The sequence below is a fragment of the Collinsella sp. CLA-AA-H302 genome (assembly GCF_040093305.1).
In the GTDB taxonomy this organism is placed as follows: domain Bacteria; phylum Actinomycetota; class Coriobacteriia; order Coriobacteriales; family Coriobacteriaceae; genus Collinsella.
In genome coordinates this window covers 17632-32532 of sequence record NZ_JBBNJW010000008.1, presented here as the reverse complement: position 1 = coordinate 32532, position 14901 = coordinate 17632, and the positions used below count along the sequence as shown (strand labels likewise).

At 59.4% G+C, this 14901-nt stretch carries 17 protein-coding genes; 1 reads left to right on the top strand and 16 read right to left on the bottom strand.

The window, feature by feature from the left end; all coding sequences use genetic code 11:
- Positions 1-4: 4 nt before the first annotated feature.
- The 9 genes from AAAV21_RS07175 to AAAV21_RS07135 all read right to left on the bottom strand — a co-directional run bounded on the left by AAAV21_RS07175 (position 5) and on the right by AAAV21_RS07135 (position 8101).
- Positions 5-736, bottom strand: a complete 732-nt coding sequence (locus AAAV21_RS07175; protein WP_117655979.1) for an amino acid ABC transporter ATP-binding protein — start codon at positions 734-736, stop codon at positions 5-7.
- A 409-nt stretch (positions 737-1145) separates the two neighbouring features.
- A complete protein-coding gene (locus AAAV21_RS07170) occupies positions 1146-1589 on the bottom strand; it encodes a GatB/YqeY domain-containing protein (protein ID WP_349108427.1) in 444 nt (147 codons plus the stop codon).
- A gap of 54 nt (positions 1590-1643) precedes the next feature.
- The gene (locus AAAV21_RS07165) at positions 1644-2864 is read right to left on the bottom strand and encodes a peptidylprolyl isomerase (RefSeq protein ID WP_349108424.1); all 1221 of its coding nucleotides are present in this window, start codon (positions 2862-2864) and stop codon (positions 1644-1646) included.
- 135 nt (positions 2865-2999) lie between these two features.
- Positions 3000-3464, bottom strand: coding sequence for a PTS sugar transporter subunit IIA (locus AAAV21_RS07160; RefSeq protein WP_349108421.1), 465 nt, complete (start codon positions 3462-3464; stop codon positions 3000-3002).
- Positions 3465-3529: 65 nt separating this feature from the next.
- Positions 3530-3997 carry a PIN domain-containing protein gene (locus tag AAAV21_RS07155; protein WP_349108418.1) on the bottom strand — a complete coding sequence of 156 codons (468 nt, stop codon included), beginning with the start codon at positions 3995-3997 and terminating at the stop codon, positions 3530-3532.
- Positions 3994-4338 carry a type II toxin-antitoxin system RelB/DinJ family antitoxin gene (locus AAAV21_RS07150; RefSeq protein WP_349108415.1) on the bottom strand — a complete coding sequence of 115 codons (345 nt, stop codon included), beginning with the start codon at positions 4336-4338 and terminating at the stop codon, positions 3994-3996. The genes AAAV21_RS07155 and AAAV21_RS07150 overlap by 4 nt, the downstream gene beginning before the upstream one ends.
- Before the next feature lie 143 nt (positions 4339-4481).
- Positions 4482-5180 (bottom strand): phosphoribosylglycinamide formyltransferase, encoded by a 699-nt coding sequence (gene purN / locus AAAV21_RS07145; RefSeq protein WP_349108412.1) that lies wholly within the window; start codon positions 5178-5180, stop codon positions 4482-4484.
- The gene (gene purM / locus AAAV21_RS07140) at positions 5170-6273 is read right to left on the bottom strand and encodes a phosphoribosylformylglycinamidine cyclo-ligase (protein WP_349108410.1); all 1104 of its coding nucleotides are present in this window, start codon (positions 6271-6273) and stop codon (positions 5170-5172) included. Before purM ends, purN begins: the two co-directional genes overlap by 11 nt.
- Positions 6274-6430: 157 nt before the next feature.
- Positions 6431-8101: an amidophosphoribosyltransferase gene (locus tag AAAV21_RS07135; RefSeq protein ID WP_349108408.1), complete on the bottom strand. Its 1671-nt coding sequence runs from the start codon at positions 8099-8101 to the stop codon at positions 6431-6433.
- 295 nt (positions 8102-8396) lie between these two features.
- On the opposite strand from AAAV21_RS07135, the gene AAAV21_RS07130 reads away from it, so the two are divergent.
- On the top strand, positions 8397-9626 hold the full coding sequence (locus tag AAAV21_RS07130) for a putative ABC transporter permease (protein ID WP_349108406.1): 1230 nt from the start codon (positions 8397-8399) through the stop codon (positions 9624-9626).
- Positions 9627-9716: 90 nt separating this feature from the next.
- Here AAAV21_RS07130 and AAAV21_RS07125 read toward each other — a convergent pair whose 3' ends face one another.
- From AAAV21_RS07125 to AAAV21_RS07095, 7 genes are all read right to left on the bottom strand, one after another.
- On the bottom strand, positions 9717-10133 hold the full coding sequence (locus AAAV21_RS07125) for a molybdenum cofactor biosynthesis protein MoaE (protein WP_349108404.1): 417 nt from the start codon (positions 10131-10133) through the stop codon (positions 9717-9719).
- Positions 10134-10198: 65 nt separating this feature from the next.
- Positions 10199-11194 (bottom strand): sortase, encoded by a 996-nt coding sequence (locus tag AAAV21_RS07120; protein ID WP_349108401.1) that lies wholly within the window; start codon positions 11192-11194, stop codon positions 10199-10201.
- Between the two features lie 36 nt (positions 11195-11230).
- A complete protein-coding gene (purE, locus tag AAAV21_RS07115; RefSeq protein WP_349108400.1) occupies positions 11231-11695 on the bottom strand; it encodes a 5-(carboxyamino)imidazole ribonucleotide mutase in 465 nt (154 codons plus the stop codon).
- A gap of 402 nt (positions 11696-12097) precedes the next feature.
- Positions 12098-12451 (bottom strand): MarR family transcriptional regulator, encoded by a 354-nt coding sequence (locus AAAV21_RS07110; protein ID WP_349108398.1) that lies wholly within the window; start codon positions 12449-12451, stop codon positions 12098-12100.
- Between the two features lie 178 nt (positions 12452-12629).
- Positions 12630-12953 carry a hypothetical protein gene (locus tag AAAV21_RS07105; RefSeq protein ID WP_349108397.1) on the bottom strand — a complete coding sequence of 108 codons (324 nt, stop codon included), beginning with the start codon at positions 12951-12953 and terminating at the stop codon, positions 12630-12632.
- Between the two features lie 215 nt (positions 12954-13168).
- Complete coding sequence (locus AAAV21_RS07100; RefSeq protein WP_349108396.1) at positions 13169-13996, bottom strand: PTS system mannose/fructose/sorbose family transporter subunit IID; 828 nt, start codon at positions 13994-13996, stop codon at positions 13169-13171.
- Positions 13996-14853: a PTS sugar transporter subunit IIC gene (locus tag AAAV21_RS07095; RefSeq protein ID WP_349108395.1), complete on the bottom strand. Its 858-nt coding sequence runs from the start codon at positions 14851-14853 to the stop codon at positions 13996-13998. The genes AAAV21_RS07100 and AAAV21_RS07095 overlap by 1 nt, the downstream gene beginning before the upstream one ends.
- Between the last annotated feature and the right edge of the window lie 48 nt (positions 14854-14901).

Genomic DNA, 14901 nt, shown 5'->3' with positions numbered 1-14901 from the left:
GCGCCTAGTGCAGAATCTTGGACAGGAACTCGCGGCAGCGCGGGTTCTCGGGGTTATCGAAGAAGTGCTCGGGCGTGCCCTCCTCCAGGATACGGCCGTCCTCCATAAAGATGACGCGGTCGGCCACCTGGCGCGCAAAGCCCATCTCGTGCGTCACGCAGATCATGGTGATATCCTCCTGCGCGAGCTCAATCATAACGTCCAGGACTTCCTGCACCATCTCGGGGTCGAGCGCCGAGGTCGGCTCGTCAAACAGGATGATGGGCTGCTTGGTGCACAGGGCACGGGCGATGGCGATGCGCTGCTGCTGACCGCCCGAGAGATTCTGCGGATACTCGCCGGCCTTATGCGCCATGCCGACACGCTTGAGCGCGGCGATGGCGATCTCGGTCGCCTCCTCCTTGCTCTTCTTTTGCAGCTTGATGGGCGCGAGCGTCAGGTTGCCGAGCACCGTCATGTTGGGATACAGGTTGAACTGCTGGAACACCATGGAACTATACTTGCGAGCCATCTCCAGGTGGTTCTTTTTGGTGAGCGGCGTACCGTCGATGAGGACCTCGCCCGACGTAGGCTCCTCCAGATAATCGACGCAACGGATGAGCGTCGACTTACCCGAACCAGAAGGCCCGATCATTACGAGCTTCTCGCCGCGCTTGACGGTGAGGTTGATATCTTTGAGCACATGCAGGTCGCCAAAGTACTTGTTGAGATGCTTGATCTCGATCATGTCTGCCATGAATGTCCCTTCCCTGCGTTTACACGAGTTGAACTATTGTACGGAAAGAACCACGTTTCCGCAGCCCACACTACATTCCCGTAAAGAACCCGCAACCTTCCACCCACTCATTGGGGACATACTTAAATGAGTACCTGCTCATTGGGCACTCATTTAAGTCTGTCCCCCAATGTGGGTGCCCCACCAAAAAGGAGCGCGACCATGACGGCCGCGCCCCTCAAGACCCGAAAATAATACAACCGCCCTTGTTGAGCATAAGTCAGCGAAAACCCGTACGCGCGAGCAAGGTGACGTGAAATGAAAGGGCGCAGACCTTATGGTCGCGCCCTTGAAATTGAACGTCAGATTGCCGCGTGTACGGGTTTGCAGCGTCGAGCCGTTACGCGGTTTGGCAAAACCGCGTAACAAATTACGCGAGCTTGGCTCCGACGATCTTTGCCGCGGCCGGCTTATCGAAGTTGCCGCCGGTGGCCTTGCCGAGTGCACCCATAACCTGGCCCATCTGCTTCTTGGACGTGGCGCCCAACTCGGCGATGACCTGCTCGATCAGGGCCTCGAGCTCCTCGCCCGAAACCTGCGCGGGCAGCAGGCTCTCCAGAATCTTGACCTGCTCGGTCAAATTGTCGGTACGCTCTTGGTCGGTGCCAGCCTTGATGGACATCTCCAGCGTCTCGCTCGTCTGCTTGATCAGACGCTTGATCATGCTGTTGACGTCTTCCTCGGTCACATCGCGGCGCTCATTGACCTCGATATTCTTCACCTCGGTCTTAACCTGGCGAATGATGGACAGACGAACCTTGTCCTTGGCCTTCATGGCCGCGATCATTTCCTTCTGCAGCTCTTCGTTGGTCATCTGCAAATCCTCCTCAATAGTGTGGGCGGCACTCACGCGAGCGCCGTCCCATGATTACTCGGTCGTCGACGAATTGTTGGTCGAACTCTTGGTGACGCCCTTCAGGCTGACGTTGTACGGCACGTCCTTGGGCATGGGGTTGACGGTGATGTCGGCATCCTTCTTGTACTGCTCCAGCCACTCGCTGTACGCGGTGCTTGCCGCCTGCGTCTTCACAACGTTGGAGACGTACTTCTTGATGTCCTTGGGCACCTGCTTAATGTCCTCGACCTGATTATCGACATAGAAGTAGTCGGTGCACTTGATGATGTGGTAACCATAGGTCGACTCGACGACGTCGCTCACATCGCCCTTGTTAAGCCCCTCGAGCGCCGTCTGGTAGCTGTCGACGAAGGTGGTGAGCTTATCCCAGCCCACATCGCCCTTCTTATCCTTGGAGCCGGTATCGTCAGAGTACTGCTTTACGGCGTCCTCAAAGCTCAGCTCGCCGGAGTTAATCTTGTCCAGGCACTCCTGCGCCTTGGCCTTGGCGGCAGCCTTGTCCTCGTCGGAGGCGTCGGAATCGACCTTGATCAGGATGTTCGACGAACGACGGGCGTCATTGTAGTTCGACAGGTTCTCGTTGATGTAATCAACGATCTCGCTGTCCTTGGGCTTGCTGGTGGGTGCCACGGCATCCTTGAGCTTTTGCTGTGCCAGGCTCTCCTTGAGCGAGTCCTTGTAGGTGTCTTCGGTATAGCCGTAGGTCTTGAGGGTCTTCTTAAAGGCCTTGGCACCGCCCGCGCTCTTGCACGCGTCCTTCCAAGCCTTCTCGACCTCCTCGTCCGACACCGTCACGCCGTTTTCCTTCTGCGCCTGCTGAAGCAGAATCTGTTGCGTGTAGGAATCGATGAGCTGCTTGCGGTACTTCTTGGGCGTGAGGTCGTTGTCGACCAGATACTGCGCCCAGTCCTTGTCCTTGGTGTAGCCGTAGGACGTGCGCATGCTCATGATCTGCTTGGTCACGGTGTCCTCGGTGAGATTGGTGCCGTTGATAGTGGCAGCAACACCGCCGGTCAGCTTGTAGCCCGAGGTATCCTCTGCCTGCGACATAAGGCCGGAGCACGCCATCGCCGAGACGGAAAGCAGCATTGCTAGCACGCCAATAACCACCAGGACGATCTTGACGGTCTTGGACACGCGGGTCTTGCGCTGCTTCTTGCGAGAGCTGGAGGCAGCGCGAGCCTGCTGCTCGGGCGTCGGCGCGGCCTCGGAGTTCTTTTTCTTATTTGCCATGTTTGGCCTTTCGCATCACGAATCGAACAAACGCCATTGTGTCACAACGCAGCCCCCGCGACAAAGGGGGCAACCCTGGCAGTTAGGGACGTTCCCTTTCTGCCGGCGGTTAGGGACGGTCCCCCAGTGCCGGCCTTAAAAGTGGCGGCGGATGGCATCGACCATGCCTTGAGGTGTGGTCTGGCCGAGCACGTCGGCTGCGGCATCCGCGTCCATAAAGATATTCATGAGCGCCTGCAGGGCCTCGACCTGACCGCCCGGCTCGGCAATGCCCAGATTGATGATGATCCGCGCCGGCACCGGAGCACCCATGCCCGCCATGGCATTGAACGTCACGGGCGCGGCGGGCTTCACCACCGCGATATAGGGCTTGGCCACAAACCCCGGATCGGTATGCGGGATGGCGATGTTGGCCGCCGGCATAGCAAGACCCGTAGGATAGGCATTCTCGCGCGTACAGACGGCGTCGAACCAGCCGGTGCCAATGTAGCCGCGTGGAGCAAGTTCGCCTTCGAGTCGAGCAAACACCTCATCCGGCGTCGCACACTCCCAATCAAAAAACACCAGCTCAGGCGTAAACAGCGCCTCGTTATCCGCCATATCGTCCTCCAAAGTTGCATGAGGGCCACAATGCTCAATATGATAGCGAAACGGAGTATGCAAGGTTAGCCGAGGATCCCGATGAGCTCGAGTGCGCGCGCGGGCGTCAGACATACCTCGGGCATCACCTCCAACATGCGTCGGTCGCTCGTGACAACATAGTCGACATCCGCCGTATCGCCCGATGCAATGATGAGATTGTCCTCGAGATCAGGCATACGCTTGCTGAGCATGCGCGCCATCTCGCACTCCGCCAACGAAAGCGGAGAGGCCGTTGCCACCTGCATCATATGCTCGATACAGGCCCATGCAGCCGGAATGAACGACGCGTTATCCCCATTCACGTTCCGCCGAGCGAGACGCCGAGGCAAGATATAGAACGCGTCCTTTGCCGTCGTTGGCGCGTACAGAAGGTCGATCTTTCCCGCTTCGGCCAGCTCAACCAATCTCGTCGCTTCGCCAAACGCTCCCTCTTGCAGGTAATAATCGAGCCAAACGTTCGTGTCTACCAAGAGTCGTTTCGCCGCAATCATCGGCAATTCACCTCTATGTCGGCAATCATCGCGTCATACATATCATCGCGTACGGCATCCCAGTCTTCCGCCGATGATTCGCCTGGCGCAAAATCCGACGCGCTCAATCCCAACGAGGAAAAAGCCAGGCCACACCCCTGCTCGGCAAGACTCTTCGCACGAGACGTCTCGCACCCATCCGTCACCATAAATCCCGGCAACGTTTGATGTTCGGCAAGATAGGTCCAAAGCGCACGAATGGCGTCACTCGGCCCCAACCCATTACGAGTCAGGACCGCATCGCCACCGGCCTTGAGCATAGGATCGATCCGTGTGTTGAGCTGCACCATTGCCGTTCCCATAGCGGCTCCTCTCTACTTGCTAGCAGTATAGCAAACAGAGCAGACCGCACAAAAGGGCCCCGCCCGCTCGCGGACGAGGCCCTGTCAGATTTTCCAGATCGTTTACGTCCCAAAGAACGCTCAATGAACGCTCTTACACACGACTAACGTGCCGGGTCAATTGCCACCTTGCCGCTCTCCAGCACGTGGACGCGGCCGTCGGCGAGCATCTGAACAACCTCGGGATACAGCACGTGCTCAATCGCATGGATGTGCTCCTCGAGCATATCGACATCCCAGCCCTCCTCAACAGCCAGCGCACGCTGAGCGATGATGGGGCCGTTGTCGTAGATCTCGTTGGCAAAATGCACGGTCACACCAGTTACCTTGACGCCGCGCGCAAAGGCATCGTCGATCGCATGCGCACCGGTAAAGCTCGGCAGCAGCGCCGGATGCAAGTTGACCACGCGGTTGGGAAACGCCGCCAGCAGCGGCGTGTGCACCATGCGCATGTAGCCGGCCATGACCACATACTCGCAGCCGCGCTCGAGAAGCTCGTGCGCGATAATCTCGTCGGCGGCAATGGGGTCGGCATAGACATCCTTGGACAGCGTGAGCGTCTGGATGCCCGCGCGCTCGGCGCGCTGCAAACCCTTAGCCGAAGGACGGCTCGACACCACAAGCTCAATCGAAGCATTGAGCTTGCCGGCGGCGATCAGATCGATCAGCGCCTGCAGGTTGGTACCCGAACCGCTGATGAGCACACCGATCTTGAGCGGCTCTGCCGTATCGGTGCCGGTCGGACGGGTGTAGGGCACAAAGCCCAGGCCCTCACTAGCAGCCATCTGCTCGTTAGCGCTCATCGGAGTACACGACCTTACCGGAACCCTCGACGCACTCGCCCACGCGGAACGGCTTCTCGCCCAGCGCGACCAGGGCCTCGGTAACCGCGGCCTCGTCCTCGGGGGCGACGATCAGGCACAGGCCGACGCCCATGTTGAAGGTCTTGCATGCCTCGTCGGGCGCGAGCTCGGCCTGGCGCGACACGTAGGTGATGACGGGCGGAACGTCCCAACCCATCTCGGCGCCGTTGCGGGTGACCACGGCGTCGACGTCGTCGGCGAGCGCGCGGTTGAGGTTCTCGGTAATACCGCCGCCAGTGATGTGGGCGATGGCGTGCACGTTGGCGCCGCCGCCGAGCAGCTCCAGAATCGGCTTGACGTAGATGCGCGTGGGGGCCAGCAGGGCGTCGGCAAGCGATGCACCGCCGAGCTCCTCGAGCGGACGGCTCAGCTCCTCGGCCTTAGCGGCGGCCTCGGGCGTACCCGGCTTGATGCCGTCGACACCGATGACCTTACGCACGAGCGAGTAGCCGTTGGAGTGCACGCCGGTGGAAGGCAGGCCCAGGATCACATCGCCCGGGCGGACGTTTGCGGGGTCGAGCATCTTGGGACGGTCGACGACGCCCACGGTAAATCCGGCAAGGTCGTAGTCGGCAGGAGCCATGACGCCCGGGTGCTCGGCCATCTCACCGCCCACGAGCGCGCAGCCCGCGAGCTTGCAGCCGTCGGCCACACCCTTGATAATCTTTGCCATGTGCTCGGCCTCGATGTGACCGATGGCAACGTAGTCCAGGAAGAACAGCGGCTCGGCGCCCGAAGCCAGAATATCGTTGACGCACATAGCGACCAGGTCCTGGCCAACCGTCTCGTGACGGTCCATGATCTGGGCGAGCACGAGCTTGGTGCCCACGCCGTCGGTACCGCTGATCAGGATCGGGTCTTCCATATCCTTGAGCGCGGCAGCCGAGAACAGGCCGCCAAAGCCGCCGATGCCACCGATAACCTCGGAACGGTTAGTGTCCTTGACCATCTGCTTAATCGCGTCGACGGCGCGGCCGCCCTCGGCGGTATCGACGCCGGCGTCCTCGTACGTCACATGCTTGCTGTCGCTCATCTGAGCCTTCCTCTCCCACTACCGTGGCGCCGCGCGGGCGCCAAACGGTGCTCATAGTTGCGTTCATTTCGGCGTGTGCCATAACAGCATGCGCCGTCATATCAACAAAACAGCAGGTAAAACCTACCAAAATAAACCTGTCCCCATATGGCAGGTTTTATGCCTCGCCGTGCTCCTCTTCCCAGCTGCGGTCGTCGTATTTCTCGATCACGGCGTCGTCGTCAAAGTGCAGCGGCTTGTCCAGGTTGCGGGGCTTAAAGCCCTCCATAAACTTGTCGCGGCCAAAGCTCTCGGGAATCGCCACGGGGTAGCGGCCGGTAAAGCACGCATCGCAGTAACCGCCCTTGGGCATGACCTTCAGCAGGCCCTCGACCGAAAGAAAAGCCAGCGAATCGGCGCCGATATACTCGCAAATCTCGTCGACCGTCTTGTTGGCGCTGATAAGCTGCGACTGCACGTCGGTATCGATACCGTAGAAGCACGGCCAGATGACCTCGGGCGAGTTGATGCGGATATGAATCTCCTTGGCGCCGGCGTTGCGCAGCATCTTGACGAGCTGCACCATGGTGGTGCCGCGCACAATCGAGTCGTCGATGACGACCAGGCGCTTGCCCTCGATGTTGTCACGCAGCGGGTTGAGTTTCATACGCACGCCCATGGCACGCAGCTCCTGCGTAGGCTCAATAAACGTACGACCCACGTAGCGGTTCTTGATAAGGCCCTCACCAAAGGGAATGCCACTCTCGTGCGAATAGCCCTCCGCGGGCGGCAGGCCGGAGTCGGGCACGCCGATGACCAGGTCGGCCTCGACGGGCTCCTCATGTGCCAGCTGACGACCCATGTCATAACGGCAGGCGTAGACGCTCTTGCCGTTCATGATGGAATCGGGGCGAGCGAAGTAGACCTGCTCAAAGATGCAGTTAGCAGGCTCTTCGGCGGCAGGCACGCCCTGCTCGGACACAAGGCCCTCGGAGCTGATGCGCAAGATCTCGCCGGGACGGACGTCGCGGACGTACTCGGCACCCACAATATCGAGCGCGCAGGTCTCAGAGGCGACGACCCAGCCGCCGGCGCGGGTGACATGGGTGGTGGCGTCAACCGTCGCGGCGCCGTCCTGCGACGGCAGCTGCGAAACGGATGCGGCATCGGCCTGGTCCAGGCCCTCGTCCACCAGCTTGCCCAGCACAAGCGGGCGAATGCCATGCGGATCGCGGAATGCGTAGAGCGCCTGCTCGTTGATGAGCGTCATGGCGTAGCCGCCGCGCACGAGCTCCATGGTCTTGCGAATACCCTCGCGCAGGTGGCCCGTACGCTGGGTAAAGTAGCCGATAAGCTTGGTCGCGACCTCGGAATCCGAATTGGAGAGGAACGGCACGCCCAGCTCGATCAGCTGGCGGCGCAGCTCGTCGGTGTTAACGAGGGTGCCGTTGTGCGCGAGCGCGATAATGACGCTATTGATGGTAGAGAGGTGCGGCTGAGAGGCTTCCCAGCTCTTGGCGCCGGCGGTGCCGTAGCGCACATGACCCACGGCCAGCTGACCGGAGAGCGTCGACAAGTCGGCATTGGAGAACACGCGGTCGAGCAGGCCCAGATCCTTGCGAACCATAACCGTACCGCCGTCACCCACGGCGATTCCCGCCGATTCTTGGCCACGGTGCTGCAGTGCACGCAGGCCAAAGTACGTCAGTCGAGCCACGTCGCGATCGGGCGCCCAAACACCAAAAACGCCGCATTCCTCATGCAGCTGGTCGGAGTCCGGATCATACGTCGACATGGCGTTCACCTGTCCCGCGGCACGCTCGGCCGCGCGGATGGTTTCTTGAGACATGGCATCCCCTCAGAGCCTCGTATTTTGGCGTTACCCGCCTTATTATACGCACGGCGCGACGCGCTCCCCAGCGCATGAGCAGCGCTTTTTAAAAGCCCACCGAGCTTATAATCCGTTTTGCGGCCAAACATTTTATTGGGCAATCGCCTCGGGTCCGACGATCCCGCACGCTTCCGTTGCGACGCGTCTCGCCCGCCGTTAGGGCTTACATTGTTGCAATTGGGTCGTTTGTCCTGTCTTTTGGCAGGTCGGCGGCGTATCCTTATAACCTGCAACAAAGCGAGAAAGGTTATGTATGGATCGAAATGAACTCGACCCCAGCGTCCCCAGCGCCACAGAGGTCAAGAAGATCCCCCTCATCATTAAGGTGTACGCCGTCCTGTGCATCCTTTCCGGCGTGGGCACGCTCCCGTCGGTCGCTGCCTTTATGTGGCAGGTCATCACGGCACTTGTTAACGGCAACGCCACCGAAAAGCTCGGCGACAACACGCTCGTCGCAGTCGGCCTTATCGTCGCCGGCATCATGCTCTCTGCGGCAAGTGCCGTCATCCTGATCATCTTTGGCCTGGACCTTATCAAAAACCAGCGCCGCAACGCCGCCCGCCTATCCTACATCCTTATTGCATTCACCGTCGTCGAGCTTTTGGTCGACGTGATGCTCCAGGGTATCGGACCGTTCTTGCTGCGTCCCGCTATTCAGCTCGGTATCCTCATCGCGCTTTCGGCTACCGTCGACCCCACGCTTCGTCAGGAGCGCGAGCTGCAGCGCCGCCTGCAGGAGATGCTCGACCGCGATGCCGCCGCCGAGGGTATGCTCGGCCGCGATGAGACCGGCGAAGGCTACATCAAGCTCAACTACTTCAACCTGTTCTGGGTATTCTTCGTCTGCTGCGTACTGGGACTTATCTTGGAGGACATCTGGCACATGACGGTCGACGACCCGGGCGTCTACCAGAACCGCGCCGGCATGCTGTTTGGCCCCTTCAGCCCCATCTACGGATTTGGCGCCGTGCTCATGACCATGGTGCTTAACCGCTTCTACAAAAAGAACCCCATCATTATCTTTTTGGTGAGCGCCCTGCTCGGCGCCAGCTTTGAGGTGTTCGTGGGCTGGTTTATGCAGACCGCGTTTGGCGTGGTCTCGTGGAGCTACTCGCACATAACGCTGTTCGGTTTGCCCGATCCGCTCGTGGTCCTCACGGGCGGACGCACCTGCACGGGCTTCGCCTGCCTGTGGGGCCTGGGCGGCCTCATCTGGATCAAGCTGCTGCTGCCGAGGTTGCTTAAGCTTATCAACAAGATCCCCTGGAAGAGCCGCTACTCGGCCACCGTCATCTTTACCGTTATCATGCTGGTCGACGGCGTCATGACGCTGCAGTCGCTCGACTACTGGTACCAGCGCGTTAACGGCACGGAGCCGGACATTCCCGTCGCACAGTTCTACGGAGAGCACTTCGATAACGAATACATGGAAAACCGCTTCCAGAGCATGACCATGAGCCCCAAGGATGCGACGCGCGTGTAGCGCTCACCGCGCCCAAAACGCAAAATGCCCGCCGGTATCACACGTACCGGCGGGCATTTTTATAAGCGATCCTTCTATCGACGCAATCCTCTACGCCTCGCACTCGACCTCGCTCACGCATTCGTTCTTAATGGTGCCAACGAGCGCCTGCAGCGCATCGACCACGTGTGGGCGAATGTCTCCGCCAATAAGCACGAGCATAATGTCATCGCCCACGGAAAGCTCGCCGCTTGCCAGCCACACGCGCACATAGCCGATACCCGGCATCGCGCGCGTCGCTTCGATGGCAGACCGCACCTTTTGAGCGTCGTAGTCAAAGACCATGCCGCCCACCCTGTGGCCTGGTGCCACGCCATCGGTCTCGACTCCGCGCACCTCGGCCTTGGGCGTCGCACGCACCACACCGTTATGCGTCAGATACATCCCGCAGCCTGCCGCCGAAGCATCGGCCTTGGCCTCGCACAGCCAAGCATCAATCGAAGGCATCAATTTGCCACTCTCAAGCATCGTTTCTCCCTTACCGTCGTCGAGTAGCCAATTTGGGACGGGGCTTTTAGCTACTCTCGAACAACTTATTCCTCGACCGGCGTGAGCACCATGACGGCGCGCGTGTTGCTCAGCGACAGCGAACGGCAGGTCACGAGCGTTACAACCTTAGTTGCCGAAGCGGCACGATCGGTGGCATCACTCGCCACGGCAGAAGCGCCGTCAAGCATCTCGGACAGGTAGTTCTTGAGTCCGTCGTCGCCCTCAAAATTGGGCGTGCGCGCCTTGGCATACGTGTCCTCGACAACTTTGGTCGCCAGTGGTCGCAGCTTATACGTAGCATCCCGTGTGATGTAATACACAAACTCGATGCTATCGAACGCTGCCTGGTCAGTCGTATCCGAAATCACGTTGAACATCGACCCATCGTTCATATGGTGGCCGTAGATCGTAGTCTGCTGGTCGACCATTCCCGGCGCGGTGTCATCGCTATCCAGGAAAATGGCACCGGACGCGTTAGCCGTACCGTCAAACAGCGTGTTGAGGTATTTGGAGTTGTTGTTGGTCTGCACCACGGGATAGTTGATATTGGTTCCCGGCACGTAAATCCAACCCACAATCTCGGGGTTCGTCTGAGCAAGCGCATCAAAGTCGATAATCGGCACGCCGCTGGCGTCCTTATCGCTTACATATTGCTTCTCGATTTTCTGATACGAATCGCTCGCCTGCTTATAGCCAATCTGGGCATTAATAAAGATAGCGGCGGCGGCGACAATCAGACCGATGCCCACGATGATAAGCAAGATGGGAATCACGGATCGGCGCTTTTTGCGCGGCGGCTCGGTGTAATCCGACGGCACAGCATGCGATGAAGACCGGGGCGGCTTCTTAGCGGAGCTATAAGACGAAGGACGATATGCGGCCGGAGCGTCCTGTCGACGATGCGTCGCCGGTGTCACGGGGCGCGGCGCACGCGGCTGCTGAGGAGAGGATGCCCGACCCTGCGGCGCGCGGGCTGCTCCCGACTTGGCTGGATCGGGAATCTGAGAAGCCTTGAATCGTTTTCCCTGATAGTCGGACATGGCTCTCCTTATGCTGCAAATGGACTGGCAGAGCGCTTAGGCGTCAGCCATCTCCTGCTTCATCTTCTCGATAATCTTGCGGTACTCGGGGTCGCAAGCGCCCAGAATCTGCGTGGCGTAGATGGCAGCGTTCTTGGCACCGTTAATGGCAACGCAGGCCACGGGCACGCCCGAAGGCATCTGCACCATCGACAGCAAAGAGTCCATACCGCCCAGGTCACTCGTCTTCATAGGCACGCCGATAACCGGCAGCGGCGTAAAGGCCGCCACGACACCACCAAGGTGAGCGGCCTTGCCGGCGGCGGCGATAATCACCTTGATGCCGCGATCGGCAGCAGTCGAGGCCCACTCATGGACCTTCGCCGGCGTGCGGTGTGCGCTTGCAATCACGAGCTCATAGGGCACGCCCAGCGCCTCGAACTCGGCGGTGCAACCTTCCATAACGCCCAGATCGGACTTGGAACCCATGATGATCCCGACAACCGGCTTCTGATCTGCCATAAACAAAGACCTCCTGTTGAGAGCGGTGACGCGGCGAATCCGCGACCCTTAACTACTGAGAGTAGTATAGCTGCTCCCGTCCCTGCGGTCTTTGTGGTGGCGGCTGAGCCTTTCCCTCGGGAACTGGGCTTCGCGAAGTTTCCCGAGGGAAAGGCTCAGCCGCCACCCTGCGACCTACCGAGGATTGTTATGACGTACGCTGGCTGAAATAAATGAGTTCCGGTTGCTTCGCAAAGTCGCTCAGATAATAAACCCAACCCGCCGCGGGGCACCCGGGGACCTACCGGGGATTGCTATGACGTACGTTGGCTGATTTGGTTTGGAATGAGATGTTGACGGCAGTCAATGGGCACAATTGCCCCGGATGCATTTTATGATGCACCTAAATGTCTGCCTTCATCCTTATAGATTGTCCAGGTAGTCGTCGGCATCATAGGTAAGGCTGTAGGCTTTATTCAGGATGCGCACGAGCTCCTGAGCATCGTGCTCGCCGAGCGCTGAGAGTTGCTTCGAGAGCGATGCCACACTCTCGGCATTTTTTTTCGCCGCAAAATCGCGGCCTTCCTCGGTGATGCTCACCAACACACGCCGACGATCGTTTTGATCAGTCCTGCGCTGAATATAGCCCTTGCTCTCGAGTGACTCCAAGATGTGCGACATACGCGCACGGGAGAATTTAAGCTTCTTGGCGATCTCGGAGGGAATGACATCGTCGTCCACGCCAGACAAATACTGCAGGACCGGGGTCTCACCCACGCTGGCGCCACCAGCAGCACTTAACGATCCTTTGGCCAAGGAGCGCGAGTACACAATTAATTTTCTGGCAACGTCATCGTAGTCCACCGAGTATTAAGTCCTTTACTTACCAAACAGATCTTTAGATTAGTTGCTATGCGCAACAATTTTTATAGTAACCCACAACTCATGAATATTTCTACTCATTCTTCTTTCGCGCCATAAGCTCCTCAACGTTAACACCCGCCGCCTCGAGGATGCGCTCGACGTTCTTCTTTGCATTGCTCGTGCCGATCTTGAGGATGATGGAGACGGGAGCACCCACCGCCAGGCACGCAATGCCAACGGGAACGCCCCAGCCGGGCCCTCCTTGATAGCCCCACATGCCGAGCAAAAATCCAATCGCTACCAACGAATACCCCAAGCGCAGCCAAACATTGAGGCGCTGAATGGCATCGGTCTGAAGCTTAGCCTCTCGAATGAGGTCCTCTTTCGAAAGATCGTGCCCGTGTTTCTCGTGCATTCGGTTCTCCTTTAGAAACGAGCCGCCATGTCATCTTTCAAGAGCAATATAGCGTATGTCGTGTAAGGCGATGGAGGCCATGGGCTATATCGCTCTTGAAGGACGGCAGGCAACGAGCCAGTCTCCTGTGCCGCCCAAGCAGCAAACGAACGATGAGCGAAAGGCCGCGCGGCGCAAGCCGGCACGGCCTTTCGCAATTGGCAAAGAGCTGTCGATTAGTACGTCAGCGCCGGATCGAAGAAGCCAATAACAACGCCCACGAATGCGATCACAACGAGGATCAGCATCATGACGATGGGGTTGACCTTCTTCTTGGTCATCATGTACCAGCAGAAGACGATGAAGATCATGGGCAGCAGGTGCGGATAGATTCCGTCGAGCGTGTCCTGGAACTTACCGCCGCCGGGCAGCAGCAGGTTGGGGTTGCAGCTGATTGAGACCCAAGTTGCGCCCACGGCACCGATGACCATGGTACCGACCATCACGATGGAATCACGCAGAGCCTTGGCCTTGGGGCCGACGAGGGCCTCGACTGCCTTGCCGCCGAGTTCATAGCCCTGGTTGTAGGCAAAGCGCATGCCGAGGAACATGAGCAGGTTCCACACGACGATATAGAAGATAGCGCCGAGCGGGGAGCCGCCGGTCGAGAGACCGAGGGCGATACCGAGCAGGATCGGGATCAGGGTACCGACGATCAGCGAGTCGCCAAGGCCGGCGAGCGGGCCCATGAGGCCGGCGCGGATGCCGTTGATGGCGTCGTCATCGATGGCCTCGCCGTTCGCGCGAGCCTCCTCGAGGCCGGCGGTGACGCCGACAATCATGGTTCCGATCTGCGGCTCGGTGTTGAAGAACGCGGAGTAGGTCTGAAGGGCCTGCTTCTGCTCCTCGGGCGTGTCGTAGAGCTCCTCGACAATCGGAAGCATAGCGCACAGGTAACCGAAGGTCTGCATGTGCTCCTGCGAGAAGCAGGTCAGGTTGCCATAGGACCAGTTACGGAACGACTTGGCAAGCGTTTTCTTAGAGAGCTTTTTCTTCTCTGCCATTAGATGTCCTCCTCTTCCTCATCATCGGAGCCCGAGGCGATAGCTGCCTTGGGAGCGTTTGCGAGGTCGATCTTGAGCGAAGCGATCTCATAGTTGATCAGGGCGAAGAAGCAGCCGATGCCGGCAGCGGCGATCAGGTTGCAGCCCATAACAGCGGACAGGGTGAAGCCGAAGAAGAACGTCAGGAAGTCCGTGGGCTTAGAGATGACCTGCTTGAGCAGGATGGCGATACCGACGGTAGGCAGCAGCGAGCCGACGGTGAACAGCGTCTTCATCGCGATGCCGTCCATGGGCATGTAGGTCTTCATGAGGTCGACCATGGCGGTGCCGCCCATGGTGATGATGAACGTCGGGAGGAACGAGCAGATGATGTGACCGATCCAAGGCAGAACGTTGTTGACCAGGTAGAGCTTGTGGAGATCGCCCTTCTCGAGCCACTTCCAGCCCATGCCCTGCCACACCAGGTTGATGGTGGCGGTGCCATAGAAGAGCACAGTGCCGAGCGTGCCGACGGCGGCGCCGAGGGATGCGGCCATGCCGGCAGCCTCAGCGGAGGCGGGATCGATGCCCGAGTTCTTGATGGCGAGGATCGCCAGCGGGATACCGATATAGGACACGGCGCGGACGTCGGCGGAGACGGTTCCGCCAGGGGTCACGAGAGCGATGTAGACAACCTGGATGGCAGCACCGACGAGGATGCCCGTCTGTATATCGCCCATGATGATGCCGACGACGAGGCCGGCGACCAGAGGACGACCCAGAGTGTAGTTGCCAATCGTCGTGCCGCCCATGCCAGGCAGTGATGCCAGGCAGGCGAACAGGCCGAACAGCGCGGCTTGGAATGCATTGATTGCCATGCTTTCCCCTTTCTTTATTCCTCAGCCCCTTTCCCCAAGGGCTGTAGG

Bases quoted from the DNA above. Each gene is read 5' to 3' on its own strand.
- AAAV21_RS07175 (WP_117655979.1), bottom strand. From the start codon at position 736: ATGGCAGACATGATCGAGATCAAGCATCTCAACAAGTACTTTGGCGAC.
- AAAV21_RS07170 (WP_349108427.1), bottom strand. From the start codon at position 1,589: ATGACCAACGAAGAGCTGCAGAAGGAAATGATCGCGGCCATGAAGGCC.
- AAAV21_RS07165 (WP_349108424.1), bottom strand. From the start codon at position 2,864: ATGGCAAATAAGAAAAAGAACTCCGAGGCCGCGCCGACGCCCGAGCAG.
- AAAV21_RS07160 (WP_349108421.1), bottom strand. From the start codon at position 3,464: ATGGCGGATAACGAGGCGCTGTTTACGCCTGAGCTGGTGTTTTTTGAT.
- AAAV21_RS07155 (WP_349108418.1), bottom strand. From the start codon at position 3,997: ATGATTGCGGCGAAACGACTCTTGGTAGACACGAACGTTTGGCTCGAT.
- AAAV21_RS07150 (WP_349108415.1), bottom strand. From the start codon at position 4,338: ATGGGAACGGCAATGGTGCAGCTCAACACACGGATCGATCCTATGCTC.
- purN (WP_349108412.1), bottom strand. From the start codon at position 5,180: ATGAGCGCTAACGAGCAGATGGCTGCTAGTGAGGGCCTGGGCTTTGTG.
- purM (WP_349108410.1), bottom strand. From the start codon at position 6,273: ATGAGCGACAGCAAGCATGTGACGTACGAGGACGCCGGCGTCGATACC.
- AAAV21_RS07135 (WP_349108408.1), bottom strand. From the start codon at position 8,101: ATGTCTCAAGAAACCATCCGCGCGGCCGAGCGTGCCGCGGGACAGGTG.
- AAAV21_RS07130 (WP_349108406.1), top strand. From the start codon at position 8,397: ATGGATCGAAATGAACTCGACCCCAGCGTCCCCAGCGCCACAGAGGTC.
- AAAV21_RS07125 (WP_349108404.1), bottom strand. From the start codon at position 10,133: ATGCTTGAGAGTGGCAAATTGATGCCTTCGATTGATGCTTGGCTGTGC.
- AAAV21_RS07120 (WP_349108401.1), bottom strand. From the start codon at position 11,194: ATGTCCGACTATCAGGGAAAACGATTCAAGGCTTCTCAGATTCCCGAT.
- purE (WP_349108400.1), bottom strand. From the start codon at position 11,695: ATGGCAGATCAGAAGCCGGTTGTCGGGATCATCATGGGTTCCAAGTCC.
- AAAV21_RS07105 (WP_349108397.1), bottom strand. From the start codon at position 12,953: ATGCACGAGAAACACGGGCACGATCTTTCGAAAGAGGACCTCATTCGA.
- AAAV21_RS07100 (WP_349108396.1), bottom strand. From the start codon at position 13,996: ATGGCAGAGAAGAAAAAGCTCTCTAAGAAAACGCTTGCCAAGTCGTTC.
- AAAV21_RS07095 (WP_349108395.1), bottom strand. From the start codon at position 14,853: ATGGCAATCAATGCATTCCAAGCCGCGCTGTTCGGCCTGTTCGCCTGC.